At 61.8% G+C, this 25157-nt stretch carries 21 protein-coding genes and 1 riboswitch; of the genes, 14 read left to right on the forward strand and 7 right to left on the reverse strand.

Annotated features, from left to right (window positions below; all coding sequences use genetic code 11):
• Positions 1-25: 25 nt before the first annotated feature.
• Together TRM7557_RS01625 and TRM7557_RS01630 are read right to left on the reverse strand one after the other, a co-directional pair.
• Positions 26-943 (reverse strand): fatty acid desaturase, encoded by a 918-nt coding sequence (locus tag TRM7557_RS01625; RefSeq protein WP_058288466.1) that lies wholly within the window; start codon positions 941-943, stop codon positions 26-28.
• A complete protein-coding gene (locus tag TRM7557_RS01630) occupies positions 936-1166 on the reverse strand; it encodes a DUF2061 domain-containing protein (protein WP_058288467.1) in 231 nt (76 codons plus the stop codon). The genes TRM7557_RS01625 and TRM7557_RS01630 overlap by 8 nt, the downstream gene beginning before the upstream one ends.
• A gap of 110 nt (positions 1167-1276) precedes the next feature.
• On the opposite strand from TRM7557_RS01630, the gene TRM7557_RS01635 reads away from it, so the two are divergent.
• Positions 1277-2176 (forward strand): helix-turn-helix domain-containing protein, encoded by a 900-nt coding sequence (locus tag TRM7557_RS01635; protein WP_058288468.1) that lies wholly within the window; start codon positions 1277-1279, stop codon positions 2174-2176.
• Between the two features lie 48 nt (positions 2177-2224).
• Here TRM7557_RS01635 and bmt read toward each other — a convergent pair whose 3' ends face one another.
• Positions 2225-3250 carry a betaine--homocysteine S-methyltransferase gene (bmt, locus tag TRM7557_RS01640; RefSeq protein ID WP_058288469.1) on the reverse strand — a complete coding sequence of 342 codons (1026 nt, stop codon included), beginning with the start codon at positions 3248-3250 and terminating at the stop codon, positions 2225-2227.
• Between the two features lie 381 nt (positions 3251-3631).
• Here bmt and TRM7557_RS01645 point away from each other — a divergent pair, with 381 nt between their 5' ends.
• Positions 3632-4684 carry a GlxA family transcriptional regulator gene (locus TRM7557_RS01645; RefSeq protein ID WP_058288470.1) on the forward strand — a complete coding sequence of 351 codons (1053 nt, stop codon included), beginning with the start codon at positions 3632-3634 and terminating at the stop codon, positions 4682-4684.
• Between the two features lie 146 nt (positions 4685-4830).
• Here the strand turns inward: TRM7557_RS01645 and TRM7557_RS01650 are convergent, their stop codons facing one another.
• Positions 4831-5880, reverse strand: coding sequence for an aldo/keto reductase (locus TRM7557_RS01650; protein ID WP_058288471.1), 1050 nt, complete (start codon positions 5878-5880; stop codon positions 4831-4833).
• 106 nt (positions 5881-5986) lie between these two features.
• Here TRM7557_RS01650 and TRM7557_RS01655 point away from each other — a divergent pair, with 106 nt between their 5' ends.
• From TRM7557_RS01655 to TRM7557_RS01665, 3 genes are all read left to right on the forward strand, one after another.
• Positions 5987-6784: an ImuA family protein gene (locus TRM7557_RS01655; RefSeq protein ID WP_074942023.1), complete on the forward strand. Its 798-nt coding sequence runs from the start codon at positions 5987-5989 to the stop codon at positions 6782-6784.
• Between the two features lie 144 nt (positions 6785-6928).
• Positions 6929-8350 carry an alanine/glycine:cation symporter family protein gene (locus tag TRM7557_RS01660; RefSeq protein ID WP_058288472.1) on the forward strand — a complete coding sequence of 474 codons (1422 nt, stop codon included), beginning with the start codon at positions 6929-6931 and terminating at the stop codon, positions 8348-8350.
• Between the two features lie 151 nt (positions 8351-8501).
• The gene (locus tag TRM7557_RS01665; protein WP_058288910.1) at positions 8502-9728 is read left to right on the forward strand and encodes an MFS transporter; all 1227 of its coding nucleotides are present in this window, start codon (positions 8502-8504) and stop codon (positions 9726-9728) included.
• A gap of 53 nt (positions 9729-9781) precedes the next feature.
• On the opposite strand, the gene TRM7557_RS01670 is transcribed toward TRM7557_RS01665, so the two are convergent.
• On the reverse strand, positions 9782-11476 hold the full coding sequence (locus tag TRM7557_RS01670) for a flotillin family protein (protein WP_058288473.1): 1695 nt from the start codon (positions 11474-11476) through the stop codon (positions 9782-9784).
• A gap of 54 nt (positions 11477-11530) precedes the next feature.
• Positions 11531-12265, reverse strand: coding sequence for an OB-fold-containig protein (locus tag TRM7557_RS01675; protein ID WP_058288474.1), 735 nt, complete (start codon positions 12263-12265; stop codon positions 11531-11533).
• Positions 12266-12512: 247 nt separating this feature from the next.
• On the opposite strand from TRM7557_RS01675, the gene metG reads away from it, so the two are divergent.
• From metG to glpD, 4 genes are all read left to right on the forward strand, one after another.
• Positions 12513-14231, forward strand: coding sequence for a methionine--tRNA ligase (gene metG / locus TRM7557_RS01680; protein ID WP_082626497.1), 1719 nt, complete (start codon positions 12513-12515; stop codon positions 14229-14231).
• A 203-nt stretch (positions 14232-14434) separates the two neighbouring features.
• Complete coding sequence (gene hemP, locus TRM7557_RS01685) at positions 14435-14614, forward strand: hemin uptake protein HemP (RefSeq protein ID WP_058288476.1); 180 nt, start codon at positions 14435-14437, stop codon at positions 14612-14614.
• Between the two features lie 245 nt (positions 14615-14859).
• Positions 14860-15651: a DeoR/GlpR family DNA-binding transcription regulator gene (locus TRM7557_RS01690; RefSeq protein ID WP_058288477.1), complete on the forward strand. Its 792-nt coding sequence runs from the start codon at positions 14860-14862 to the stop codon at positions 15649-15651.
• Complete coding sequence (gene glpD, locus TRM7557_RS01695; RefSeq protein ID WP_058288478.1) at positions 15644-17221, forward strand: glycerol-3-phosphate dehydrogenase; 1578 nt, start codon at positions 15644-15646, stop codon at positions 17219-17221. Before TRM7557_RS01690 ends, glpD begins: the two co-directional genes overlap by 8 nt.
• A 300-nt stretch (positions 17222-17521) precedes the next feature.
• Here glpD and cobO read toward each other — a convergent pair whose 3' ends face one another.
• A complete protein-coding gene (gene cobO, locus TRM7557_RS01700; protein WP_058288479.1) occupies positions 17522-18169 on the reverse strand; it encodes a cob(I)yrinic acid a,c-diamide adenosyltransferase in 648 nt (215 codons plus the stop codon).
• Between the two features lie 51 nt (positions 18170-18220).
• A riboswitch (cobalamin riboswitch) is annotated at positions 18221-18433 on the forward strand.
• A gap of 99 nt (positions 18434-18532) precedes the next feature.
• Here cobO and TRM7557_RS01705 point away from each other — a divergent pair.
• The 5 genes from TRM7557_RS01705 to TRM7557_RS01725 are packed head-to-tail and all read left to right on the forward strand — an operon-like array spanning position 18533 to position 25156.
• A complete protein-coding gene (locus TRM7557_RS01705; RefSeq protein ID WP_058288480.1) occupies positions 18533-18967 on the forward strand; it encodes a DUF1636 family protein in 435 nt (144 codons plus the stop codon).
• Positions 18968-18969: 2 nt separating this feature from the next.
• The gene (gene cobW, locus TRM7557_RS01710; RefSeq protein WP_058288481.1) at positions 18970-20106 is read left to right on the forward strand and encodes a cobalamin biosynthesis protein CobW; all 1137 of its coding nucleotides are present in this window, start codon (positions 18970-18972) and stop codon (positions 20104-20106) included.
• A gap of 6 nt (positions 20107-20112) precedes the next feature.
• The gene (cobN, locus tag TRM7557_RS01715; RefSeq protein WP_058288482.1) at positions 20113-23358 is read left to right on the forward strand and encodes a cobaltochelatase subunit CobN; all 3246 of its coding nucleotides are present in this window, start codon (positions 20113-20115) and stop codon (positions 23356-23358) included.
• Positions 23355-24527 carry a precorrin-3B synthase gene (gene cobG, locus TRM7557_RS01720; RefSeq protein ID WP_058288483.1) on the forward strand — a complete coding sequence of 391 codons (1173 nt, stop codon included), beginning with the start codon at positions 23355-23357 and terminating at the stop codon, positions 24525-24527. Before cobN ends, cobG begins: the two co-directional genes overlap by 4 nt.
• On the forward strand, positions 24527-25156 hold the full coding sequence (locus TRM7557_RS01725) for a precorrin-8X methylmutase (protein WP_058288484.1): 630 nt from the start codon (positions 24527-24529) through the stop codon (positions 25154-25156). The genes cobG and TRM7557_RS01725 overlap by 1 nt, the downstream gene beginning before the upstream one ends.
• Position 25157: the final 1 nt, after the last annotated feature.

Consider the following 25157-nt stretch of genomic DNA (forward strand, 5'->3'; position numbering starts at 1 on the left):
TAAAATACCCCCGAACCCTGCCTGATTATTCGCCCGCCTGCCAGAGCGGATGTGGCACCGGATCCTTGGCGCGCAGGAAGTAACGGGCAAAGACCGCCCCATAGCTGGGCAGCACATAGCCGTGATTGGCCCGCTGATACCCGGATTTATCCGCGCGATAGAGGTCCGGAAGACGGTGCCACGGCACGCCCGGATGCATGTGATGGACAATATGCAGATTGTTATTGAGGAACAGGAAGGCAAAGACCCCCTGGCCTTCGACAATTGCGGTGCGGCCATGTTTGTCATCATGTGCCCGATGCTCCAGAAAAGTGCGCACCTTCAGCAAAGACAGCGCAGCAAAGGCGGCCAGCAGATAGGCACTCAGGCTCATCGGGGACATCACAACCAGCACCAGCACCAGAAGACCGCCCAGCCCATGCAGGATCCAGTCGCGCAGAACGCCTGGCTGCCCGGCTCGGATCAGCTTTGCATCGCTGAACACAAAACAAACCTGCCCGAGGATCGGCCCAATCAGCATCCGCCCCAGAAGCGTATTGTTCATCCGCAACAGCCCCTGCCGCCATTTTGGCATCTGCGCCCAGACCACGGGATCGTGAAAGTTGCTTTCGGGGTCATCATAGGGATCTGTCAGCCGGTCATCTTCGTGATGGGCCAGATGGGTGTCGCGGAAACGGCCATAGGGGATCATCAGGTTCAACGGCAGGAACACCAGCAGTTCGTTCAGGCGCTGATTGCGGAACGGGTGACCATGGATCACCTCGTGACAGAGCGAACATTGCAGCGCGATCATCAGGGTCGCCAGAACCACCGCCAGCGCCATCGACACCTGCGGCAGCACAAACACCGCCAGCGCCCAGAACGCATGGCACGTCAGGATCAGCGCAAAGGTGCCCCACTCTGGCCCATCGGGTAAATAGTCTTCGACGTGCGGCTCAGACATGTGCGCCCCCATCTGCGAAGGCGGGCGCGCGGCCCCATTGAATGCCGGACCAGATGCGCTCGTAGATGAAATACATCGTGAGCCCCAGAGCCGCGTTCACAACGGCCATGACCCCACCTACACTGAGCGAGCCAGTGCCAATGTAGCCGACCACCGACATGCAGATCAGGCCGATGATATTCCAGATCACCGCCTTCACGATTGAGCGCCTGCGCGTTTCCATGACCTTCGCCTTCTTGTTGTTTTTGCTGGGTCAAATTTACGTGACAGGCGGGATGTGCAGAATTCCGAATGTAATTAACAAATCTCACGGAATGTGATAGTTATCACAGCATGGTGGAAATAGCTGACAAACTCTTGCGGGCGGAACAGTTCCGCGACCGGCTGAACAAGGCGCTGAAAGACAGCGGCCTGAGCCAGAGCGCACTGGCGCGGCAGACCGGCGTGGATCGGTCGACGATCTCGCAGCTGCTGACCGATGACGGCGCGCGCCTGCCCAATGCCCATGTGGTCGGCGCCTGTGCTGCGGCCTTGGGCGTGTCCGCCGATTGGCTGCTGAGCCTGTCTGACCGACCGGAAAGCGCGGCGGAGCTGCTCGCCTTGTCGATTGCCATGACCGAAGCGCCGCGCGCGCTGGTGGATGAACGCATCTATGAATGGCACCGCGAGGCTGCCGGGTATAAAATCCGCCACGTGCCTGCGACCCTGCCCGATATGATGAAAACCCGCGAGGTGCTGGAGTGGGAATACGCCCCGCATCTGGGTCGCACCGCCGATCAGGCGATTGGCGCGTCCGAGGACCGGCTGAGCTGGATGCGTCAGTCAGGATCCGACTACGAGATTGCCCTGCCCATGGCCGAGCTGGACTGTTTTGCCCATGGCATTGGCTATTATCAGGGGCTGCCGCTTGAGAAGCGGATTGCGCAGCTTGACCATATGGAACAGCTCTGCACCGATCTCTACCCACGACTTCGGGTCTATCTGTATGACACGCGGCGGCTTTATTCTTCGCCGATTACGATCTTTGGCCCATTGATGTGCGTCTTCTACGCGGGCAGTCATTACATGGCCTTCCGCGACCGCGAACGGGTGGAGACCTTTACGGGGCATTTCGACCACCTGATCCGCGAGGCGGATATTACAGCACGGCAAATGCCCGGACGGGTGCGCGCACTCAGGGCGCAGATCTCGCAGGACCACCCGGATCAGGCCGAAACAGACAAAGCCCCATAAAAAATCCGGGCAAACAGCGTTGCCCGGACCGTTGTCTTCTGCGGCGACTTACCCTTCAGCCTTCGCCCGACGGCGGCCCCGGCGTTCGCGTTGCGGCGCGCAGGTTGCCGCGTCGGTGCCATCACTGTCAGACGAAAATGCGCCAAGGGCGGAGCTGATCGCCTCTAGGCTCGGACGCGGGCCGACCTCTTGGGTGTCGAGCGCCTCGCGCATTTTCTCCAGATGCGCAGGCGTGGTGCCGCAGCAGCCGCCGATGATCTTGGCCCCCGCAGCCCGTGCCAGAACCGCATATTCCGCCATCAGCTCGGGCGTGCCGTTGTAGTGGATTTCACCATCCACATATTTTGGAATGCCCGCATTGCCTTTGGCGACGATCGGAATGTTCGGATAGGCCTCGTTGAAGCCCAGAACCGTGCGCAGCAGATCGGATGCGCCAACCCCGCAATTGGCCCCAAAGGCCACTGGCGGATTGTCCAGCCCCTTGACCAGCTCCACCAGCGCAGGCGAGGTCACCCCCATCATGGTTCGGCCTGCGGTGTCAAAGCTCATGGTGCCCACCCAGGGCATATCCACGCGGGCAAAGGCCTCTGCCGCGGCGCGGTATTCTTCGGGGGCGGAAATGGTCTCCAACCACAGAATATCTGCGCCACCATCTTTCAGCCCGCGCGCGGTCTCTTCAAAGATGTCCACGGCCTCCGCATGGCTCAGGCTGCCAGTGGGTTCCATAATCTCGCCGGTTGGGCCAACAGATCCGGCAACGATCACGGTGCGCCCGGCGGCATCTGCCACTTCGCGGCCCAGCTCGGCGGCGCGTTTAGACAGATCGTATGCGCGATGGCCGGCGTCATGCAGTTTCAGGCGCGCACGGTTGGCCCCAAAGGAATTGGTCAGGAACAGATCGGACCCGGCCTCGACCGCGCCGCGATAAAGCGCGCGGATCTTGTCGGGTTCATCTTCGTTCCACAGTTCCGGGCTGTCGCCGGACTCCAGACCCATGTTGAACAGATTTGTTCCTGTCGCCCCATCGGCCATCAGAAAATCGTGGCTGTTCAGGAATTCAACAAAATCGACCATTGTGAAACTCTCATTTTCTCGTCAGAGGCGATCCGTGACACGCCGCACAACCCAGATCAAATTCGTTTCCTTCAAGAAGATTATGAGGTGATCTGCGCAGCCAACCTGACCGGATTTCATCGGACCCGCGCGGATTGCATGTGAAGACTCAAATCAGAGTCCCGAAGCCCCTCTTGAGCGCCAAAATCGCAGAATCCGCCCCGAGTCGAAACCACGCCAAATTCGCTTCATTTTTGGGTATTTTCGCAAAAATCGGTTTTCCTCGCCATGTACAGGGATGTGCCCAAGTTATCCCCAGCCTTCTCCCCGGATTCCGATTTGCGCGCGTGCCGGGACTCCCGCAGCCTGTTGGGGAAGTTTACCTCAGGCGAATCGAAGTTGATGAAATCCGCAAAAAACATCCTCCAACCGGAGGCCCGACCGCTGAAAACCGCAGTTTTGGTGCTGGACGAATGTCACACGCTGTCGTTCGCCGCCACCATTGACCCGATGCGCGCCGCCAACCGTCTGGCAGGCCGTCCGGTGTTTGACTGGGACTACGTGAGCGCCACAGACGACATCCCGATGCTGTCCTCTGGCCTGACCGTGCCGACCTTCCCGCTGGCGCGTCTGATGGACTGCGACCTCTTGTTGGTTCTGGGCGGGTTTCAGGTGGTCCGGCAAGCCACGCCGAGCCTCTTGTCTGGCCTGCGCCGGATCGCGGCGACCGGGGCAACGATTGCGGGCGTCGATGGCGGCACCTGGCTGATGGCCGAAGCAGGGCTTCTGGATGGTCACGCCGCCACCACCCATTGGGAAGAGCTTGAAAACTTCTCCGCCCGTTTCCCGGCTGTGGATTGCCGCAGCGACCGTTTTGCCGTGTCCGAGGGTCGCCTGACTTCGGGCGGGGCCATGCCTGCGGTCGAAATGATGCTGCACATTATTACGGCCCGTCTGGGCGGTGGCTTTGCCTCCCGCGTGGGGGGCATGTTCCTGCAGGACGACCCCACCGCAGCACAGGCAGGCAAGAAGGTCGCGCCGCTCTCCGGCCACCGTCACAATGCCATCACCGCCAAAGCCAATGCGATCATGGAGGCCTCGCTCGACGAGCCGAAACCCTTGGCCGAGATTGCCGAAGTTCTGGGCACCAGCCCGCGCAGCCTGCAACAACAGTTCCGCCTGCGCCTGAACACCACGCCGCAGGACCATTATCTGCAGCTGCGCATGGCCGAGGCGCGCCGTTTGGTCACTGACACCGATCTGTCCTTGATGGAGGTCGCACAGGCCACGGGCTTTAGCGCGCAATCCAGCTTTGCCCGCGCCTTCCGCACCGCCCACGGCATGTCCGCGCGCGAACTGCGTCAGGAACATCTGGATCAGGGCACCCCGCCCCGTCAGGGTCGCACCCCCTATGGCTATGAGGCCGACGAGGCCGCTGCCTCGCGCCATCACTAACGATATGCGCCACCGCGCCGCGTCAGCGGCGCGTGGCCCAAACCGTGAGCTGGCATTTCCAATGCAAGCGATACGGGCGGGAGTGCCCCGCCCGCCGCAGGCGCAAAGCATGCCACCGCAGGCAACTTGCGCAGGGTGTTTGACCTTTAGTACGGCATCGGATGCGCCCTGTGGGTGGCGTCCAGATCGGCCAGCACCTCTGCGCTCAGCTTCAGGTCCGCGCCTTCCAGAATATGCGCCAGCTGCGCCACCGTGCTGGCGCCAAAAATGACCGAGGCCATAAACGGCCGCCCAGCGCACCACGCCAGCGCCATCTGCACCGGGTCCAGCCCGTGTTTTTCCGCCACGCCCACATAGGCCGCAACTGCCGCCTCTGCCCGCGGGCCAACGCGGCCACCCAGATTGTCATTCACCGTTTTGCGCGACCCCTCAGGCAGCGCATCATTCAGGTACTTGCCGGTCAGCAGCCCCGTGGCCAACGGCGAAAACGCCAGCAGGCCCACGTCTTCATAGGCCGACAGCTCTGCCAGATCGGTGTCATAGAGGCGGCACATCAGCGAATATTCATTCTGGATCGACGCCACCCGCGGACCCTTGCCCGCCTCTGCCAGACGCAGCCATTGCGACGTACCCCAGGCGCTCTCGTTTGACAGGCCAAAGGCACGGATCGTGCCGCGTTCGACCTCGCGGGCCAATGCGCCCAGACAATCTTCCATCTCGGCGCGGACCTCATCGCCGGTCTGGCCGCTTTTTTCTGGCGCAAAGGCCCAGTTCTTGCGGAACATATAGCTGCCCCGGTTCGGCCAATGGAACTGATAAAGGTCGATATAGTCCGTCTGCAGACGCTTCAGCGACCCCTCAATGGTCTGCGCAATCGTCTTGGACGAAATCCGCGCCCCATCGCGCGCCGCCTTCATACCTTCGCCGGAATGTTTGGTGGCCAGAATATACTCGCCCCGCCGCCCCGTTGCCGCATTCCAATTGCCAATGATCGTCTCGGTCAGGCCAATGGTCTCAGCCCGGATCGGGTTGACGGGATACATTTCAGCGGTGTCGAGGAAATTGATCCCCGCCGCCAGCGCCATGTCGATCTGCGCATGGGCGTCGGGTTCATCGGTCTGAGTGCCAAAAGTCATGGTGCCAAGGCAAAGCTCGGACACCATCATGCCGGTGCGGCCAAGAGGGTTCAGTTTCATCGGGGATCCTGTCTGTCACATTGGGGATGTTTGGTCAGAGCCTAGCCCGGTCCAGCCAGGGACCGCAAGATTGAGAACATAAAGCGAACATGTTAATCTGGGTCTCATGTCGAATCCCATACGCTCCGCTCATGCCCCTGCCGCGCAGGCCCTTGTCCCCAGCCCACAACCGCTGAGATCCCGCGGCAGCCTCAGCCTCTGCCCCGACGTCACGCTGGTGCACGGCCGCGCCCACGAAATCTGCGGCGGCGCCCGGCGCACGCTGGCCTTGTGGCTGGCGACAAAAACCGAAGGCCCGGTTCTGTGGATTTCCCCCAGCTGGCAAAGCGTCGACCTCCATGCCGAGGGCGTCTGGCATCACTTTGACCCCGGGCGCCTGATTTTCCTGCGGGTGCAACGCGCCGAAGATCTGCTCTGGTCGGTCGAAGAGGCCCTGCGCAGCGGTGCCGTGCCCCTGGTGGTGGCAGACCTGCCCGGCCCGCCTGCGCTGACGCCGGTGCGGCGACTGCATCTGGCGGCGGAACAGGGCGGCGACCTGCTGGGCAAACGCGGCACCGCCCCCACGGCCCTGCTTCTGACCCCCGATCAGGGCGGCGCACCGGGGGTGGAAAGCCGCTGGCAAATGCTGCCCCGCCACCTGCCCCAGCCTGACCCGCGCGTGCAGCCCGGCGTCCCCTTCGGCATCGAAGCAGCGCCTGTGGACCGGTGGAAACTGAACCGCCTGCGCGCCCGTTCGCAGCCGCCAGCGAGCTGGCATGTGACCCCAAACCCGCGTTCAGAACATGCGCCAGATGCGGCCGGACACCGTAAAAACACCCCGCCATTTGTCGAAACCATGCAGAAAAGTGACGGATTTTGCGGTACAGTGGCTGCTACTCTGACCCTGTCCAAAATTCCGCAATAACAACCGAAACGTGTTGTGCGCGAAGAATCTTCTAAAATCGCCTAAAAAATATGCAAGAATAGGCGAAACTTGTGCGCCGCAATATGGACATTCCGCAGAGGCAGCCTAGAAACAGCCGCCAAGAAAAGCCAACTCGGAGGATTCATGGACTTTCTTCACACAGTATTTGGAACGATTGGTGACCTGACATGGGGCTGGTCGCTCATTCCGTTCCTCGTTATCTTTGGTGTCTTCATCACCATTGCCACCGGTTTCGTCCAGTTCCGCTATTTCCGCCGCATGTTCCGCGTGCTCAAAGGCGACAACCAGAGCTCGGATCCCAACACCATCACCGCCCGTGAGGCCCTGTTCGTGTCCGTCGGCGGCCGCGTCGGCGGCGGCAATATTGCCGGTGTGGCCGTGGCCATCACCCTTGGCGGCCCCGGCGCTGTCTTCTGGATGTGGGCCATTGCGCTGGTCGGCATGGCCACCAGCCTTGTGGAATGTTCGCTGGCGCAGGTGTTCAAACGCCGTCAGGACGATGGCTCCTACCGCGGTGGCCCGGCCCGCATGATCATCTATGGTCTGGGCAAAGAGTATAAATGGCTCGCCGTGCTGTACGCCATCAGCCTGATTGCTGCCTTCGGCATTGGCTTCCCGGCGTTTCAGGGCAACACGGTCGCGGGCGCGGCTGAAAATGCCTTTGGCCTGAACCGTCTGATCTCTGGCGCCATTCTGGCAGCGGGCACCGCCTTCATCGTCTTTGGCGGCATCCAGCGGATTGCCAAAGCCTCCGACATTATCGTCCCGGTCATGGCGCTGACCTATATCGCGCTGGCGCTGGTTGTCATCGTGCTGAACATCGGCGACGTGCCGGCTGCCTTCTCGACCATCTTCGCCAATGCCTTTGGCTTTGAAGAAGCGGTCTCCGGCGGCATGGGCGCGGCGATTGCGCAGGGTCTGCGCCGCGGCCTGTTCTCGAACGAGGCGGGTCTGGGGTCTGCGCCGAACGTGGCGGCCACTGCCGAAGTGCGCCACCCGATCAGCCAGGGCATCACCCAGTCCTTCTCGGTCTTTATTGACACCATCATCATCTGTACCTGTACCGCGCTTGTCATCCTGCTGAGCGACACCTATGTGCCGGGCGCAGATATCGACGGCGTTGTGCTGACCCAGAACTCTCTGGTCGAACATCTGGGCAGCTGGACCCAGTACTTCCTGACCTTTGCGGTGCTGTTGTTCGCCTTCTCTTCGATCATCTACAACTACTACCTTGGGGAAAACGCGCTGACCGTGTTCTCGAAATCCAAGATCGCCCTGATGGCCTTCAAAGTTGTGCTGGTCGGCGTGACGTTCCTTGGTGCAGTGGCACCGGGTGCAACGGCAGTGTTCTTCTTCTCGGATCCGATGATGGGCATTCTGGCGCTGGTGAACCTGCTGGCCCTGCTGATGCTGTTCCCGGTTCTGCGTCGCGTCCTCAACGACTTTGACGCCCAGCGCAAAGCAGGCGTAGAGCGCCCCGTTTTTGACCCGACCAAGTTCCCGGATCTGGACATTGACCACTCTGCCTGGGCCAACAAAGGCTAAGGCACGGTCGGTACGATCAAACAGTGAAGGCGGGGCCGAAATGCCTCGCCTTTTCTTTGTTCGCCAGTTGCCCAAGGAATGAGCAGAAACGACATGTAAATTGTCGAAAACGCAGTCGCAATTCTGGCCACCCCCGCTATGGTCGGCGATTATGCGCACCATTTTGTCTTTCGCCGCCCTCTTCCTGTCTATTATCCTGCTGCAGCTGTCGACCGGTGGCGTGGGGCCGCTGGATGCGCTGTCGGGCAAGGTGCTTGGCTTTGACAACCAGCAGATCGGTTTGCTGGGCTCTGCTCACTTCCTAGGCTTCTTCATCGGCTGCTGGTGGACGCCGCGCCTGATGGGGCGCGTGGGCCATTCGCGGGCCTTTGCGGTCTGTACGGCGCTGGGGGCGATGGGGCTTTTGGGGCATACGCTGACTGAAAACCCCTATGCCTGGGCTGGGCTGCGGATTGCCACGGGCATCTGTATTGCAGGCAGCTATACGGTGGTGGAAGCCTGGCTGAACGCCAAGGTCACAAACGAGACCCGCGGCCGGGTGTCCGGGCTGTACCGCGTGGCCGATACCGGCGCGTCGCTGGTGGCGCAGCTGTTGATCGCGGTTCTGCCACCTGCGTCTTATGTGTCCTACAATCTTTTGGCCCTGATCTGCTGTGCGACCCTGTTGCCGCTGACCATGACCAAAGCCTCGCAACCCAAGATCCCCTCTGCCCCGCGCCTGAAACCCAAACTGGCCTGGCGCTGTTCGCCGCTGGCGGTGATCGGCGTCTGCGTGGCGGCGCTGTCGGGCGCGTCCTTCCGGATGGTCGGCCCGATTTACGGACAAGAGGTCGGGCTGGCCGTGGATCAGATCGCCTTTTTCCTTGCCGCTTTCGTTCTCGGCGGCGCGCTGGCGCAGTTTCCGGTGGGCTGGCTGGCGGATAAATTCGACCGCCGCTGGGTGCTGATCTGGCTGTCTGCCGTGTCGCTCATCGCCTGCGCCATTACCGTGCCGGCCAGCACGCAGGGCACGCTGGCGATCATGGTTTCGGCGACGTTCTTTGGCCTGACCACGGTGCCAATCTTCTCGGTCTCGGCAGCACATGCCAATGACTTTGCCACATCAGAGGAACGGGTCGAACTGTCGGCAGCGCTGATGTTCTTCTACGCGGTTGGCGCAATTGCTGCGCCGCTGGTGGCCTCCACCCTGATCGAGGCCTTCGGCCCCGGTGCGCTCTTTACCTTTGTGGCGGTAGGCCACATTGGCCTGATCGTCTTTGGCCTTGCCCGGATGCGTGTACGGTCTTCGCCCGAGGAACGCACGCGCTACGTCTATGCGCCGCGCACATCCTTTACGATTGGTAAGATGCTGAAACGCGCCCGCGAGGGGCGGCAGTAAATACAAAAAGGCCGGGGACATCCCCGGCCTTCTTTTTGCGCTCTGAGATGGGGTTATTCCGCCGCAGTGGCAGAGGCGTCCGCCGCCGCCCCCTCCGCCGGAGCAATCAGCCCGCTGGCCACACCAGCCACGCCGTCCTCCATAGAGATCCCCAGCTCTTCGCCCAGCTTCTTCAGCGCGGGCATCTGCACCGCCATGCCCATGATCGAATCCAGCGCCTGATTGACCACCGGCTTGTCGCCCGAGTTCGCAGGGCCGCCATAAGGCGCACCGGCACCAATGCCGCCCACCTGATGGATCTTGATCGAGTCGATCTTTTCCGCCGGTTTGACCATTTCGGCGACCACCGCAGGCATCGCTTCCAGACGCGCCATATCAAGCTTCATGCGGACCATCTCTGGCGACAGGGCATTGTCGGCTTCAACAATCGCGCGGCGACCTTCGGCCTCGGCCAGCATGTCGTTCTTCTTTGCCTCAGCGCGGATATTCAGCGCATCGGCTTCGGCCTGAGCTTCTTCACGGCGGGCTTCCGCGCGGTCCGCGGCGGCTTCTTTTTCCGCCTGTGCCGCCAGTCGGATGGCGGTGGCTTCTTGTTCAGCTTCGCGTTCGGCGTTGATCAGAGCGATCTGTTTGACACGCTCTGCCTCGGCCACCTCACGCGCGGTTGCCACCGCTTCGGTTGCCTTGGTCGCTTCGGCGCGTGCCAAATCAGCAGAGGCCCGCGCGCGGCTTTCCTCTTCGGATTTCTGCGCGATGATGATCTGGCGCTCCTGATTGGCGACTTCCAGTTCACGTTCCTTGGCGATCTCGGCCACTTCCACTGCACGTTCCTTGGCGATCTCAGCATCGCGGATCTTTGACTCGCGCGCAATCTCAGCCGCCCGCACAGATTCTTCCCGCGCAATCCGCGAACGTTCGGTTTCGCGCGCGGCGTCTTCTTGACGCGCTGCAATTTCTGCCTCTTGTGCTGCCTTCAGGGTTTGGATCTCCTGCTGCTGCTCGATGCGGGCCTGTTCTTCGTCGCGCTGGATCAACAGGCGCTGGCGTTCGGCTTCCATTTCTGCGCGGCGTACCGCGACCTGAGCTTCGGCCTCGATATTGGCGCGTTCCTTTTTGGACTGGGCGATCACCTCGGCCAGCTTGCGCATACCAACCGCGTTAAAAGCGTTGTTTTCATCCAGCGCTTCGAAGGGGGTCTGGTCCAGCGCGGTGAGCGAGACGGATTCCAGTGACAGACCGTTTTTCAACAGATCCTCGGACACGGCATTCTGCACCTCTTGCACAAAATCAGCGCGGTTTTCATGCAGCCCGTCCATGGTCATTTGCGCCGCAACTGCGCGCAGACCATCGACCAGCTTGCCTTCGATCATCTCGCGCAGCTGATCCACATCAAAGGTCCGGTCGCCCAGTGTCTGTGCCGCGCGCGAAATCCCTTCGACCGTCGCCATCACCGAGACATAGAATTCGACACCGACATCCACCCGCATACGGTCCTTGGTGATCAGCGCCGCGTCATTGTTGCGCTGCACCTCAAGACGCAGGGTTTTCATATTGACGGGGCTCACCTCGTGCAGCAGTGGCACGACGATAGCGCCCCCATCCATGATCACTTTTTTACCGCCTGCCCCGGTTTTAACGAGACTCACTTCACGGGTTGCGCGCCGGTACAGGCGCACCAACACAAGACCAATAAGCACGAGGAACGCCAGCACGGCGAGAACAGCGACAATTTGGAAGGGGATCTCCATTCCAATACTCCTTCTAGAAAATTCAGGTTTGAAAATACTGCCTGTGGCCGGTCGTTAGTCGCTGACCGGCACCAAGACATAGGCTTTGGCGCGCCGATCCCGGATCACCAGAACTTCGGTGCCAGCCGAAATCTGCTCTCCGTCGCTCATCGGTTCAGCGCGCAGGTAGTGGGCATTGCCATAGCGGTCCTGCACCCGGACTTCGGCCGGGCGGCCACGGGCGGCTGTGCCTTGGGTGATGACCCCACGTCGGCGCCCGAGCGCGTTTTCCGACAGGGCCGAAGTTTCCGTATGCGGCAGGACACGGGCGAACCATGCGCCAAAGCCGCGGGTAAACCACAGTGCCACAATCAAGGCCGGGACAGACGCAAGCGCGGGCGACAAGGCAAAACCCAGCGCATCGCGCAATGCGCTCTGCAGGCCCAGCCCAGAGAGCCCAAAGCTGAGGCACATGCTGGCGAGCCAGATCAGAAACGGCATTTTGCCGAGGCCCAGCCAGCCGGTCAGACCCGGGTTCACCGGTGCAGAAGCCGTGGTTTCTGGCAGCTCTGCCAATTCACCACCAGCAAGATCGGCATCCAGATCAGCGTCAAACGCCGCGGACATCTCGGCCCCAGCGTCCAGATCGACGTCCAGATCGGCATCGAACTCCGCACCCGCATCGCTGTCACTGCCAAACAGGCTGCCGCCAATCAGAAGCGCCACCAGTTCGAGCACCAAAAGCCCGGCCAGAATGCCCAGAGCTATGGTAAAAGGCGCAACTGCGCTCTCGAATAGGAAGTCAATCATCCGGGTCGCCCAATGTTAAATGTATACTGTAGTATGCTAAGTATGTGGTCACGGGGTCGTGATCTTTCAAGGGCTTGTCATCAAAATTAGCCGGAACCCTAAGGGGCCGCCCCTGTCCGGTAAAGAATGGAAAACCAGACGTGTAGCGATTTTCCCAAGGTTTCTTTGCCAAAGCCAAAGCGCCGGGGTTTTCGTGCGCCGCGCCATCAGGTACACGGGCGGCCAGACAAGGACGTGGATGGAACATATGGCCCGGATTCTCATTACCTCGGCACTTCCCTACATCAACGGGATCAAGCACCTCGGCAACCTCGTGGGCAGCCAGCTGCCTGCGGATCTTTATGCGCGCTACAACCGTGGCCGCGGTCACGAGGTCATGTTCCTCTGTGCGACGGATGAACACGGCACCCCGGCCGAACTGGCCGCCGCCAAGGCCGACAAACCGGTCGCCGATTACTGCGCTGAAATGCACGACGTGCAGGCCGACATTGCCAGCCGCTTTGGCCTGTCGTTTGACCACTTTGGCCGGTCGTCCAGCCAGCAGAATCACAAGCTGACCCAGCATTTTGCGGGCAAGCTGGCCGAGGCCGGCCTGATCGCCGAGGTCGCGGACCGTCAGGTCTATTCCCACGCCGATGGCCGCTTCCTGCCGGACCGTTATGTGGAAGGCACCTGCCCCAACTGTGGCTATGAACATGCGCGTGGCGACCAGTGCGAGGAATGCACCAAGCAGCTGGACCCGACCGACCTGATCAACCCGCGCTCTGCCATCTCTGGTTCTACTGATCTGGAAGTGCGCGAGACCAAGCACCTGTTCCTGCGCCAGTCCGCCCTGCGCGACGATCTGGATGCCTGGATCGACAGCAAAACCGACTGGCCGGTGCTGACCACCTCGATTGCCAAGAAATGGCTGCACGATGGCGATGGCCTGCAAGACCGCGGCATCACCCGTGACCTGGAATGGGGTGTCTCGGTGCAAAAAGGCGACGAGGCCTGGCCTGGGATGGAAGGCAAGGTCTTCTATGTCTGGTTCGACGCGCCAATCGAATATATCGCAGCCGCTGCGGAATGGGCCGAGGCCAATGGCAAATCCGACGACGAATGGCAAAGCTGGTGGCGCACCGACAAAGGTGCCGAGGATGTGAAATACGTCCAGTTCATGGGCAAGGACAACGTCCCCTTCCACACGCTTTCCTTCCCCGCGACCATTCTGGGCTCGGGCGAGCCGTGGAAGATGGTGGATCACCTGAAATCCTTCAACTACCTGAACTATGACGGTGGCCAGTTCTCGACCTCCAAAGGCCGCGGCGTGTTTATGGATCAGGCGCTGGAGATCCTGCCGGCCGACTTCTGGCGCTGGTGGCTGCTGTCTCACGCGCCAGAAAGCAGCGATTCCGAGTTCACCTGGGAGAACTTCCAGCAATCCGTGAACAAAGACCTCGCTGACGTTCTGGGCAACTTTGTCTCCCGCATCACCAAATTCTGCCGTTCCAAATTTGGCGAGGAAGTCCCAAGCGCGGGCGAATGGGGCGAGCAGGAACAGAAACTGATCGAGGAACTCACCACTCGCATCCGCGCCTACGAGGGCCATATGGAAGCGATGGAAGTGCGCAAATCGGCACAGGAACTGCGTGCAATCTGGGTGGCGGGCAACGAATACCTGCAGTCCGCAGCACCTTGGTCCGTGTTCAAAACCGACCCCGACAAAGCCGCCGCACAGGTGCGTCTGGGCCTGAACCTAATCCGTCTTTATGCGGTTCTGTCCGCGCCGTTCATCCCGACTGCTTCGGACAGCCTGTTTGCCGCCCTTGGCACCGAGAACCGCAGCTGGCCCGAGGACGTTGAGGCCGCGCTGAACGCCCTGCCCGGCGGCCACGCCTTCACCGTGCCCGAGGTTCTGTTTGCCAAAATCAGCGACGAGCAGCGCGAGGAATGGCAAGAGCAGTTCTCTGGCACGCGCGCCTAAGCACGCTTAAAACCAATGCAAAGGCCGCCCTTCGGGGCGGCTTTTTTCGTTTCAGTTCCGCGAATTAAGTTCCTGACTATTTTTATCGGATTGACAATCCCGACTCAATACATCAGAAATTATATCAAGACAGCCAACCTGTTCGGAGCAGGTCAGCCAAAGACACCTCCAACCCATTTTTACATGCTCAAAGGGACTGACCGATGAACGCTGTGACTCCGCTTTCCGTTGACAACCTTGTCCGCTCCGCCACCTCCGAATCCTTTCCGACCCACGATGCGGTTGAACTGACCAAAGGCGGCAATCAGGCCCGTATTGTGCTCAACGGCCAAATCTATTCGCTGCGCATCACCCGCGCGGGCAAGCTGATCCTGACCAAGTGATCCGCGCCTATCTTGCGCCCGGCCTGTCATTGGCTGTTCTGGCGCTGTTGCTGGGCAAGCTTGTGTTTCTCGCGTTCACCTCGCCCCCGGTGTCGCACATGTAATTTCAGAACCTATTCTTTTCGCGCTGCGGCCTTCCTGTTTCAGGGAGGCCGTTTCCTTTTGCGCAAAATGGAAAGCGACACGAAACCATCACGTGACATTTACCCGAGTTTTCGCTATGGGAGATATGAAAAGGAAAGCAAATGGACGCCACGGATCGCCAAAACGAAATCTTGAACCTGCTCAATAGCCAGGATCGGGTCGAGGTCGAGGACCTCGCCGGGCGCTTTGGCGTGTCGTTGCAAACCGTGCGCACAGACCTGCGGGACCTGTCGGCGCGGGGCCTTCTCAGCCGCGTGCACGGCGGCGCGGTGCGCATCGCCTCGGCTGCCAATCGCGGCTATGCCGAACGCCGCAGCCTCAACGCGGCAGGCAAACGCGAAATGGCGGTTCTGGCGGCAGAGCTCATTCCCGAAAACTGCTCGCTTGCGCTCAATATTGGCACATCAACCGAACAGGTTGCGCGCAACCTCTCGTCGCACTCCGGGCTCACCATTCTTTCTAATAATATCAACATTATCAACATGATGATGACAGAAAACCCCAAGGATCTGATCCTCGTGGGCGGCAGCATCCGGCAAAGTGACGGCGCTATTGTGGGCGAAGAAGCGGTCGAATTCATCTCTCGCTACAAAGTCGATTATGCCGTAATCGGCGCCTCTGCCATGGATGACGATGGTTCCATTCTGGACCATGACGCCCGCGAAGTCGCCGTCGCCCGCGCCATCCTGAAAAACGCCCGCCACCGCATTCTTGTCTGCGATGGCAGCAAATTTGACCGCTCCGCCCCGGTGCGCATTTGCGCGCTCGAGGACCTGGACACCATTATCACCGACCGCCCTGTCCCACAGGAATTTGCCGATGCCGCAGCAACAGCTGGCACGCGAATCCTTGTGGCAGGGGCAGCTGAAAACGAAAGCAGCGAAAATGAGTAACGAAAACATCACTGATCTGTTTGTCATCGGCGGCGGCATCAATGGCTGCGGCATCGCCCGCGACGCCACCGGCCGCGGCCTGACCGTCACGCTTGCGGAAATGAACGACCTTGCCTCTGCCACCTCTTCGGCGGCGACCAAACTGTTCCACGGCGGCCTGCGCTATCTGGAATATTTTGAATTCCGCCTGGTGCAAGAGGCCCTGATTGAACGCGAAGTTCTGCTGTCGGCCATGCCCCATATCTCTTGGCCCATGCGCTTTGTGCTGCCGTACCACCGCGACATGCGCTTTGACAGCGACACCCCGACCTCGCGCCTGTTGACCAAGATCATGCCGTGGATGAAGGGCCGTCGCCCGGCATGGCTGATCCGCCTTGGCCTGTTCATGTATGACACCCTTGGCAAACGCGGCATCCTGCCCGGCACCACCAAGGTCGACCTGACCAAGGATCCGGTTGGTGCGCCGCTGAAAGGCAAATTCGCCAAGGCCTTTGAATACTCTGACTGCTGGGTCGAAGATGCCCGTCTGGTGATGCTGAACGCCCGCGACGCCGAAGCGCGCGGCGCCGAGATCCTGACTCGCACCATGGTCACCCGCGCGGACCGTCACGCCGACCACTGGGAAATCCACCTCAAGGACACCGTGACCGAGGCCGAAACTGTGCGCCGCGCAAAGATGCTGGTCAACGCGGGCGGGCCTTGGGTCGCGGATGTGCTGCATCAGAAACTGGGCCAGAACAGTTCCGAATCCGTGCGCCTGGTGCGCGGCAGCCACATTGTGGTGCCAAAACTCTATGACCACGACCGCTGTTATTTCTTCCAGGGCGAAGACGGCCGGATCATGTTCGCCATTCCCTATGAGGAAGACTTCACTCTGATCGGCACAACAGATGCGGACCACACCACGCCGGATGAAAAGCCCGCCTGCTCTGACGAAGAACGCGACTACATGCTGAAGTTCGTCTCCAACTATTTCGAAAAGCCGGTGACAGCTGACCAAGTGGTCTGGAGCTACTCTGGCGTGCGCCCGCTCTATGACGATGGCGCATCCTCAGCCACAGCCGCGACCCGCGAATATGTTCTGACACTGGATCAGGCACAGGCGCCGCTCTTGAACGTGTTTGGCGGCAAGATCACCACCTACCGCAAACTGGCCGAGGCCGCGCTTGCCAAAATCCAGGAGGTCTTCCCTCAGACCCCCGGCAACTGGACCGCAGGTGTGGCCCTGCCCGGTGGTGATTTCGCTGTGGATGGTGTCAAAGCGCTGCAGGACAAGCTGGCGGCCGCCTACCCCTTCCTCGAACCTTACGCCGTACGCCGCCTGATCCGCGCCTATGGCACAGAGGCCTGGGATGTTCTGGGCGATGCAAAATCGGCAGGTGATCTGGGCCAGAGCTTTGGCGCAACCATCACCGCGCGCGAGCTCGACTGGGCGATTGCGCGCGAATATGTCCGCTCTGGCGAAGACTTCCTGTGGCGTCGCACCAAGCTCGGCCTGCGCCTGAATGATGCGGAACGCACCGCCGTTGACGCCTACATCGTGGAAAAAGCGACCCAAAAGGCCGCTTGATCTGAACCAAAGCTTACCCGCCGTTGCGCTCCCTCAAGATGCCAGCGCGCGGCGGGGTGGCAACGACCAGAAAAAGCATCACCGCCCTGCCCCAATGTTTCGCGCACAAAACAATCGGGCACGCACTCTGACCTAAAATGGCGCGCATAACCCGCCCCTTCTTTTGGCCAAAAATACTCCGGAGCGCGAGGCAGAGCCTCGCAAAAGGGGTCGCGCGAAGGTCGACGGCGGCAGCGCCACTGGTCCGAGAGACCACTGGCGACGCCTCGCACCCCACCTCTGCGTCCCGCGAGAACGGTCTTAAAACTCCACGCCCTTCTGCGCCTTGATGCCTGCGCGGAACGGGTGCTTGATCTGCTCCATATTGGTTACCAGATCGGCAATTTCGATCAGCTCTTCCTTCGCATTGCGTCCGGTCAGCACCACATGGGTCATCGGCGGCTTCTGTTCCACCAGGAACTCCAGCACCTCTTCCAGATCCAGATATTCATAGCGCAGCGCAATATTGATCTCATCAAGCAGAACCATCGTGTTGCGCGCGTCCAAAATCATCTCCTTGGCCTTTTCCCAGCCCTTGCGCGCGGCGGCAATATCGCGAGCCTTGTCTTGAGTTTCCCAGGTAAACCCTTCACCCATCGCGTAAAACTGGCACAGCTCACCAAAGTTCTCCTCGATCAACGTGCGCTCTCCGGTGGACCATGCCCCCTTGATGAATTGCACCACGGCAGACGGCATCCCATGGGCGATACAGCGCATAATCATGCCAAAACCCGAAGAGGATTTACCCTTGCCCGGACCGGTGTGGACAATGATCAGACCCTTCTCACCGTCCTTGTTTTTCATCATCTTGTCGCGCGCGGCCTTCTTCTTGGCCATCTTGGAGGCGTGACGCAGCGCCTCTTCCTCAGAGACGTCGGGGGAAATTTCAGGTTTTGAATTATCGCTCACGTGCGGGCTCCTTCTCAGCTTGGTCAGTCTTGACAAAGAACGGCTCTGTGGCGCAAGGGGGAATGCGTTGGTTCCTGTCGGATCTGTTCCGCAGGCGAAGAGGGAATGTGCCACCCAAGCACAGCCGCCCCCGCGACCGTGACCGGAGAGGTCCCCATGCCACTGACCTGCACGCGCAGTCGGGAAGGCAGGTGGACCACGCGACAGCCCCAAGGCCGCCGCAAATCCGCAAGCCGGGAGACCTGCCAACGGAGGACAACCGGCGGACGGGGTGTACCGCGACCGGTCGAACGCGAGGACAGGCTTCATCGGCCCCCTTGCGGACAACTGGCCTGCCCCTGTCCTTCAAAGGAGGAGAGAGCTATGGCCGAAGATCTGGCCCCCCAAGACGACAGCCCACAGGCGCAACTGGCGCCGGTCGTGGTCACCGTCTGCACCACTTGCCGCCGCGAAGGCGTCGACCCCGAAGCCAAGCGCCCGGGCCGCGTGCTGGCCGAAGCACTTAATGGCGCGGACCTGCCCGAAGGTGTCACGGTGCGCGGTGTCGAATGCCTGTCTGCCTGCTCGCGCAGCTGCTCGATCTTGATCGAAGGCGGATCCGAGCGCTGGTCCTATATCTACGGCGATCTCGACCCCGAAGACCATCTGGCTGACATCACCGCAGGCATCACCGCCTATGCCACGACCACCGATGGGCTGGTCCCATGGCGCGAACGCCCGGTGATCTTCCGCAAGCAATCCGTGGCCCGCATTCCCCCTTTGAAACTCCCCAGCGTTGACCTGACGAAAGACGACTGACCATGAGCAATCTCAACAAGATCCCCGTCACCGTGATCACCGGCTTTCTGGGTGCGGGCAAAACCACGCTGATCCGTCACCTGATGCAGAACCCGCAGGGCAAGCGCCTTGCCGTGGTTGTCAACGAATTTGGCACCGCAGGCGTGGACGGCGATATTCTGAAATCCTGCGCGGACGAGAATTGCCCGGCGGAAAACATCATGGAGCTCGCCAATGGCTGCATCTGCTGCACCGTGGCCGACGACTTTATTCCGACCATCGAACAGCTGATGGCCCTGCCGGATGCGCCCGAACATATCGTCATCGAAACCTCTGGTCTGGCGCTGCCGAAACCGCTGCTCAAAGCGTTCGACTGGCCCGCGATCCGCTCGCGCATTACCGTTGACGGTGTGATCGCGCTCGCCGATGCCGAGGCTGTGGCAAAGGGACAATTCGCCACCGATCTGGACGCGGTTCAGGCGCAGCGCGAGGCAGATGAAGGCATTGACCACGAAACGCCCCTGTCCGAACTGTTCAAGGATCAGATCTCCTGCGCCGATATCATTTTGATGTCCAAGGCTGATCTCGCCGGTGAAGACGGCCTGGAGAAAGCCCGCGCGGCGATTGCGGCCGAAAGCCCGCGCAAGCTGCCGATCCTGCCAATGTCCGAGGGTGTCATCGACCCGCGCGTGATCTTGGGCCTTGAGGCCGCCGCCGAAGACGATCTGGATGCACGCCCCAGCAGCCACGACCATCATCACGGCCATTCTCACGAGCACGGTCATGACCATGAACATCACGACCATGACCACGGGCATGACCACGGGCATGACCACGGGCATCATGATCACCACCATCACCACGACCACAGCCATGACGAATTTGAAAGCATTGTGGTCGATTTGGGCGAGATTTCGGACCCCGACGCGCTGCAAGATCGGATTGTAAAGATGGCCCGCGCGCGCAATATCCTGCGCGTCAAAGGCTATGTCGCGGTGGAGGGGAAACCCATGCGGATGCTGGTACAGGCTGTGGGCGAGCGCCTGCGGGCGCAATACGACCAACCCTGGGGCGCGCAGCCGCGCAAGACCCAGCTGGTGGTGATTGCCGAACACGCCAATATCGATGCCGCGGGCATTCGCGCGGATCTGGAGGCCTGATTCCTCATGCATGTCGTCTTCCGCGAAAGCCACGGGCTCGGTGAAACGGACACCCCTTTTGACGTCGGGCAAACGCCCGCCGATCTGGTGGTGCTGTCGTTCTCTGACAGTGACCTCGGCGCTTTTGCGGCAGGCTGGCATCGCGCAGAGGGCAAGCTGCCAACCACTCGGCTGGCAAACCTGGTTGCGCTGAAGCACCCGCTGTCGGTCGACACCTATGTCGAACAGACCCTCGACGGGGCCAAGGGCATTCTGGTGCGTCTGATCGGCGGCGAAAGCTATTGGTCTTATGGGCTGGCGACGCTGCAGGATCTGGCCCGACGCAAGGGCATTGCGCTGGCCGTGCTGCCTGCGGACGGGCGCGAAGATCCGCGTCTGGACGAACTGTCGACCCTGCCAATATCCACCCTGCGCCGCCTTCAGGCGCTGTGTGATGCGGGCGGCGCTGTGGCGGCCCAAGCCGCGCTGGCGCAATTCGCGCTGGCGGCGGGCCTTTATGCGGGGCCCGTCATCGGCGTCAAATCCGTGCCGCAACAAGGGTTCTATGACCCGGATGCTGGCGTTCTGACCACGCTGCCCGAACAGGACAAGCCTTTGGTTCTGGTGAGCTTTTATCGCTCTTACCTGACCTCGGCTGACACCGCTCCGATTGATGCGCTGATCCGGGAGTTGCGCACGCGCGGCTATGCGGCCTTTGGGGCCTTTGCTGGCAGCCTCAAATCGCCTGCCGCCGGAGACTGGCTGCGCGCGGATCTGCCGCGTTTGCAACCGGCAGCGATCATCAACGCCACCGCTTTTTCTGCACAGGGGGCCGATGGATCTGCCTCGCCATTGTCGACCACCGGCTGCCCGGTGTTTCAGGTGGCGCTCTCTACGGCACGGCGCAAGGACTGGGATCTGGCGGACCGCGGATTGTCGCCTGCGGATCTCGCCATGCATGTGGTCCTGCCCGAGGTGGACGGCCGCATCTTTGCCGGTGTTGTCAGCTTCAAATCCCCGACCAAACGCGACCCGGATCTGGAATACGCGCGCTTTGTCCACCGTGCCGATGCCGACCGCATTACAAGCGTTCTGGACCGGATCGAAGGCTGGCTGCGGCTGACACAGATGAAGAATTCCAAAAAACGCCTTGCGCTGGTGCTGTCGACCTATCCGGGGCGCGACTACAATATTGCGCATGCGGTGGGGTTGGACGCGCTGGCCACAAGCGAGGAGATCCTGGGTGCGCTCAACGGCGCGGGCTATGCGGTCCACCCCACGGTCGACCTAGCGCAAAGACTGGGCGAGGAAACCCTGAGCTGGCCAGTTTCTGACTACAAGGCCGCGCTTGCGTCGCTGCCTGCCACATTGCGAGATGACCTGACCACCGCATGGGGCGCGCCCGAAGAGGACGCGGATATCCGCGACGGCGCTTTCCAGTTTCGCGCCCTGCGTGCAGGCCATGCGCTGGTCGCGCTACAGCCCGAACGCGGCGAGGTGAAGACCCGCGTCGATGATTACCACGATCTCGACCGCACCCCGCGCCACGGCTATGTGGCGTTCTATCTTTGGCTGCGGGCACAAATAGATGCGCTGGTGCATGTGGGCGCCCATGGCACGCTGGAATGGTTGCCGGGCAAGGCCGTGGCCCTGTCAGGTGCCTGCTGGCCCGAGGCGCTGATTGGCGCGCTCCCCGTGGCTTATCCGTTCATTGTTAATGATCCGGGCGAGGCCGCGCAGGCCAAACGCCGCATTGGCGCTGTCACCATTGGACATATGCCGCCACCACTGGCGCAAACCAAAATGCCCGACGGCATGGCGCGGCTGGAAAGCCTGCTCGACGAATATTCCACCGCCGACGGTCTGGACCCCGCGCGCCGCGACCGGCTGATTGATGACATCCGCGCCGAGGCGCAGGGCACCGGGGTTGAGGCCGATCTGGACATTCCCACTGACGCCTCGGCGGCTGAGGCGATCACCCGCATTGATGCCTTTGTCTGCGACATTAAGGAAAGCCAATACGGTGAAGGCCTGCACATCTTTGGCGCGGGCGACTGCGGCGCAGAAGAAATGCAGGGGCTGTTGCGCGTGCTTGAGGGCCGAATGCTGACGCCCGGCCCCTCTGGGTCGCCCTATCGCGGGCGCTCGGATGTGATGCCGACGGGGCGCAACCTCTTTACCACCGACCCGCGCGCGGTGCCCTCGCGGGCGGCGCAGGCGCAGGGGGTCAAGCTGGCGGAAGAGCTCTTGCGCCGCCATTTGCAGGACCACGGAGATTGGCCGAAGGGGCTGGTGGTGGATCTCTGGGGGTCGGCCACCATGCGCACCGCGGGCGAGGAATTCGCCATGGCGCTGCATCTGGCAGGGCTTGCACCGAAATGGGACGAGGGCTCCGAACGGGTATCGGGCTTTGAAATCATTCCACTTGCGCTGCTGGGCCGTCCCCGCATCGATGTGACCCTGCGTGTGTCGGGCCTGTTTCGTGATGTGTTTCCCGGCCTTGCCCAGATGTTCGAAGCCGCCGCCAGCGCGCTGGCGAACCGTGACGAGACCAGCGCTGACAACCCCTACCTTGCCCAGACCCCGCGTGTCTTTGGCCCCAAGCCCGGCCAATACGGGCTGTCGATGGGCGCGCATCTCGACGACTACACCGCCGAGGCCCGCGCGGCGGCGGGCGAAGCCTGGCTCACGGCCTCCTCCCATGCCATTGACGCCAAGGGCGACATTACCGAAGCCCGCGCCGCCCTTGAGACCCGGCTCGAGACCGCAGACAGCTTTATCCACCTACAGGATCTGGCGGAAACCGATGTGCTGGTGGCCTCGGATTACGCCGCCCATGAGGCCGGTTTTGCCGCCGCCATGGCGCGGCTCGGGAACAAGGCGCCTGCGCTTTACCATATGGACGCCACCAAACACGACCAGCCAAAGGCCCGCGCCTTGGGCGAGGAAATTGCCCGTGTGACCCGCGCCCGTGCGGCGAACCCGGACTGGGTCACATCGATGATGCGTCACGGCTTTCGCGGCGGCGCAGAGATCGCCGCGACACTGGATCACATGGCGGCTTTTGCCCATCTGGCACAGGTGGTGCCGGCGCATCTGTTCGACCTCTATTTCGATGCCACGCTGGGGCGCACGGATCTGGTGGAGTTTCTTCAGGCCGAGAACCCGCAGGCGCTGGACGCCATGCGGGCCCGGTTCAAGGCACTGCAGGACGCGGGCCTCTGGATTACCCGGCGCAATTCGATCCTGGCCCAGTTGGAGGGCGCCGCATGAGCGAGGCGCCAAAGGTCTATGGCTGGTGCCCCGGTGCCCTGCGCCCGATGATGTCCGGCGACGGGCTGGTGGTGCGCATTCGCGCCCCGCTTGGACGGCTGAGCCCGGATCAGGCGCGCGGCGTCGCCGCCCTGTCGACACGTCTGGGAAATGGGGTTTTGGACCTGTCTGCCCGCGGAAACCTGCAGATGCGTGGGGTGCGCGAGGATGATCACGCCGCGCTGATCGCGGCGCTGCAAGCGCTTGGGCTGGTGGACACAGACGCGGGCGCAGAGGCGCGCCGCAATGTCCTGCTAACCCCGTTTTGGACCGAAGGCGACCTGAGCCACCGGATCGCGCAACAGCTGTCGGACGCGCTGACCGCCGCCAGCGACCTGACCTTGCCGGGCAAATTTGGGTTCACTGTCGACTGCGGCGCAGCCCCGGTTCTGTCCGATGCGGCCGCCGATATTCGAATAGAGCGGAACCCAGTGCAGGACGGCCCAGGGCTGCTGCTCCTCGCCGATGGCGCGGACATGGGCCTTGTGGTGAGCGAAGACTCCGTCGTGGCAGAGGCGCTTTCCTTGGCGCGGTGGTTTCTAGCCCATGGCGGCGCGCCGGAGGGACGCGGCCGGATGCACCGGCTCATTGCGCGCCGCGGCGCACCGGCATCACATTCCGCCAACAGGGCGATCAGCGCGTCACAGCCTGCCCCCGGACAAACTGCCAGCGGCCAATTGGTCGCGCTGGAATTCGGCCAGATCCCGGCCCAGACGTTGGCCGCCCTTGCCGATCTGGGCGCGCTGCGGCTGACCCCTTGGCGGATGCTCCTTTTGGAAAGCCAAGCCCTGCTTCCGGCCCTGCCCGGTCTGATCCTTGATGCCGCAGATCCGCGCCTGCGGGTGCGCGCTTGCACCGGAATGCCCGGGTGCCTGCAGGCGCATGCGCAGACCCGGCCGCTTGCGCGCCGGCTGGCAGCACAGGTGCCCCCGGGCAAGACCCTGCATGTTGCGGGCTGTGCCAAAGGCTGCGCCCACCCAACGGCCACTGACCTTACGCTTGTTGCCTGCGCGACCGGCGATTTCGACCTGATCCGGCTTGGCAAAGCCAGCGATCCCCCGCTAGAAACCTCTCTCAGCGCAGATGATATTTGTCTGACGCCCGAGCACTTTGACAAAGGGCAGCCCTAATGCTCCACACCTATGAAACCGACGGCGCCAAGATCTACGCCGAGAGCTTTGCCACCATCCGTGCGGAGGCCAATCTGGCCCGCTTCAACAAGGATGAGGAAAGCGTCGTTGTACGCATGATCCACGCCGCAGGCATGGTGGGGTTGGAAGAGCATGTGCGTTTCTCTGACGGCATGGCCGAAACGGCCCGCGCGGCGCTGGCCCAGGGGGCACCGATCCTCTGCGACGCCTATATGGTGTCCGAGGGCATCACCCGCCCGCGCCTGCCTGCCCAAAACGAGGTCATCTGCACCCTGCGTGACCCGAAGGTGCCCGCAATGGCGAAGGAAATGTCCAACACCCGTTCGGCTGCTGCGCTGGAACTGTGGCGCCCGAAACTGGACGGCGCGGTCGTTGCGATCGGCAACGCGCCCACCGCCCTGTTTCACCTGCTGAACATGCTCAAAGACCCTGCCTGCCCGCGCCCGGCTGCAATCATCGGCTGCCCTGTCGGATTTGTCGGCGCGATGGAATCAAAAGAGGCGCTGATGGAAGACCTGCCCGTGCCATCGATGATCGTCAAAGGGCGTCTGGGCGGCTCTGCCATTACCGTTGCGGCGGTCAATGCGCTGGCCTCTTGGAAGGAATGAT

It is taken from the genome of Tritonibacter multivorans (genome assembly GCF_001458415.1).
Lineage (GTDB): Bacteria > Pseudomonadota > Alphaproteobacteria > Rhodobacterales > Rhodobacteraceae > Epibacterium > Epibacterium multivorans.

What these genes read in the sequence shown, in the direction of transcription:
- TRM7557_RS01660 (WP_058288472.1), top strand. Translation starts at nt 6,929, where the DNA reads ATGGACTTTCTTCACACAGTATTTGGAACGATTGGTGACCTGACATGG.
- TRM7557_RS01670 (WP_058288473.1), bottom strand. Translation starts at nt 11,476, where the DNA reads ATGGAGATCCCCTTCCAAATTGTCGCTGTTCTCGCCGTGCTGGCGTTC.
- bmt (WP_058288469.1), bottom strand. Translation starts at nt 3,250, where the DNA reads ATGGTCGATTTTGTTGAATTCCTGAACAGCCACGATTTTCTGATGGCC.
- TRM7557_RS01690 (WP_058288477.1), top strand. Translation starts at nt 14,860, where the DNA reads ATGGACGCCACGGATCGCCAAAACGAAATCTTGAACCTGCTCAATAGC.
- cobN (WP_058288482.1), top strand. Translation starts at nt 20,113, where the DNA reads ATGCATGTCGTCTTCCGCGAAAGCCACGGGCTCGGTGAAACGGACACC.
- TRM7557_RS01655 (WP_074942023.1), top strand. Translation starts at nt 5,987, where the DNA reads ATGTCGAATCCCATACGCTCCGCTCATGCCCCTGCCGCGCAGGCCCTT.
- cobG (WP_058288483.1), top strand. Translation starts at nt 23,355, where the DNA reads ATGAGCGAGGCGCCAAAGGTCTATGGCTGGTGCCCCGGTGCCCTGCGC.
- glpD (WP_058288478.1), top strand. Translation starts at nt 15,644, where the DNA reads ATGAGTAACGAAAACATCACTGATCTGTTTGTCATCGGCGGCGGCATC.
- TRM7557_RS01630 (WP_058288467.1), bottom strand. Translation starts at nt 1,166, where the DNA reads ATGGAAACGCGCAGGCGCTCAATCGTGAAGGCGGTGATCTGGAATATC.
- TRM7557_RS01645 (WP_058288470.1), top strand. Translation starts at nt 3,632, where the DNA reads ATGAAATCCGCAAAAAACATCCTCCAACCGGAGGCCCGACCGCTGAAA.
- hemP (WP_058288476.1), top strand. Translation starts at nt 14,435, where the DNA reads ATGAACGCTGTGACTCCGCTTTCCGTTGACAACCTTGTCCGCTCCGCC.
- metG (WP_082626497.1), top strand. Translation starts at nt 12,513, where the DNA reads ATGGCCCGGATTCTCATTACCTCGGCACTTCCCTACATCAACGGGATC.
- TRM7557_RS01705 (WP_058288480.1), top strand. Translation starts at nt 18,533, where the DNA reads ATGGCCGAAGATCTGGCCCCCCAAGACGACAGCCCACAGGCGCAACTG.
- TRM7557_RS01625 (WP_058288466.1), bottom strand. Translation starts at nt 943, where the DNA reads ATGTCTGAGCCGCACGTCGAAGACTATTTACCCGATGGGCCAGAGTGG.
- TRM7557_RS01650 (WP_058288471.1), bottom strand. Translation starts at nt 5,880, where the DNA reads ATGAAACTGAACCCTCTTGGCCGCACCGGCATGATGGTGTCCGAGCTT.
- TRM7557_RS01665 (WP_058288910.1), top strand. Translation starts at nt 8,502, where the DNA reads ATGCGCACCATTTTGTCTTTCGCCGCCCTCTTCCTGTCTATTATCCTG.
- TRM7557_RS01725 (WP_058288484.1), top strand. Translation starts at nt 24,527, where the DNA reads ATGCTCCACACCTATGAAACCGACGGCGCCAAGATCTACGCCGAGAGC.
- TRM7557_RS01635 (WP_058288468.1), top strand. Translation starts at nt 1,277, where the DNA reads ATGGTGGAAATAGCTGACAAACTCTTGCGGGCGGAACAGTTCCGCGAC.
- cobW (WP_058288481.1), top strand. Translation starts at nt 18,970, where the DNA reads ATGAGCAATCTCAACAAGATCCCCGTCACCGTGATCACCGGCTTTCTG.
- TRM7557_RS01675 (WP_058288474.1), bottom strand. Translation starts at nt 12,265, where the DNA reads ATGATTGACTTCCTATTCGAGAGCGCAGTTGCGCCTTTTACCATAGCT.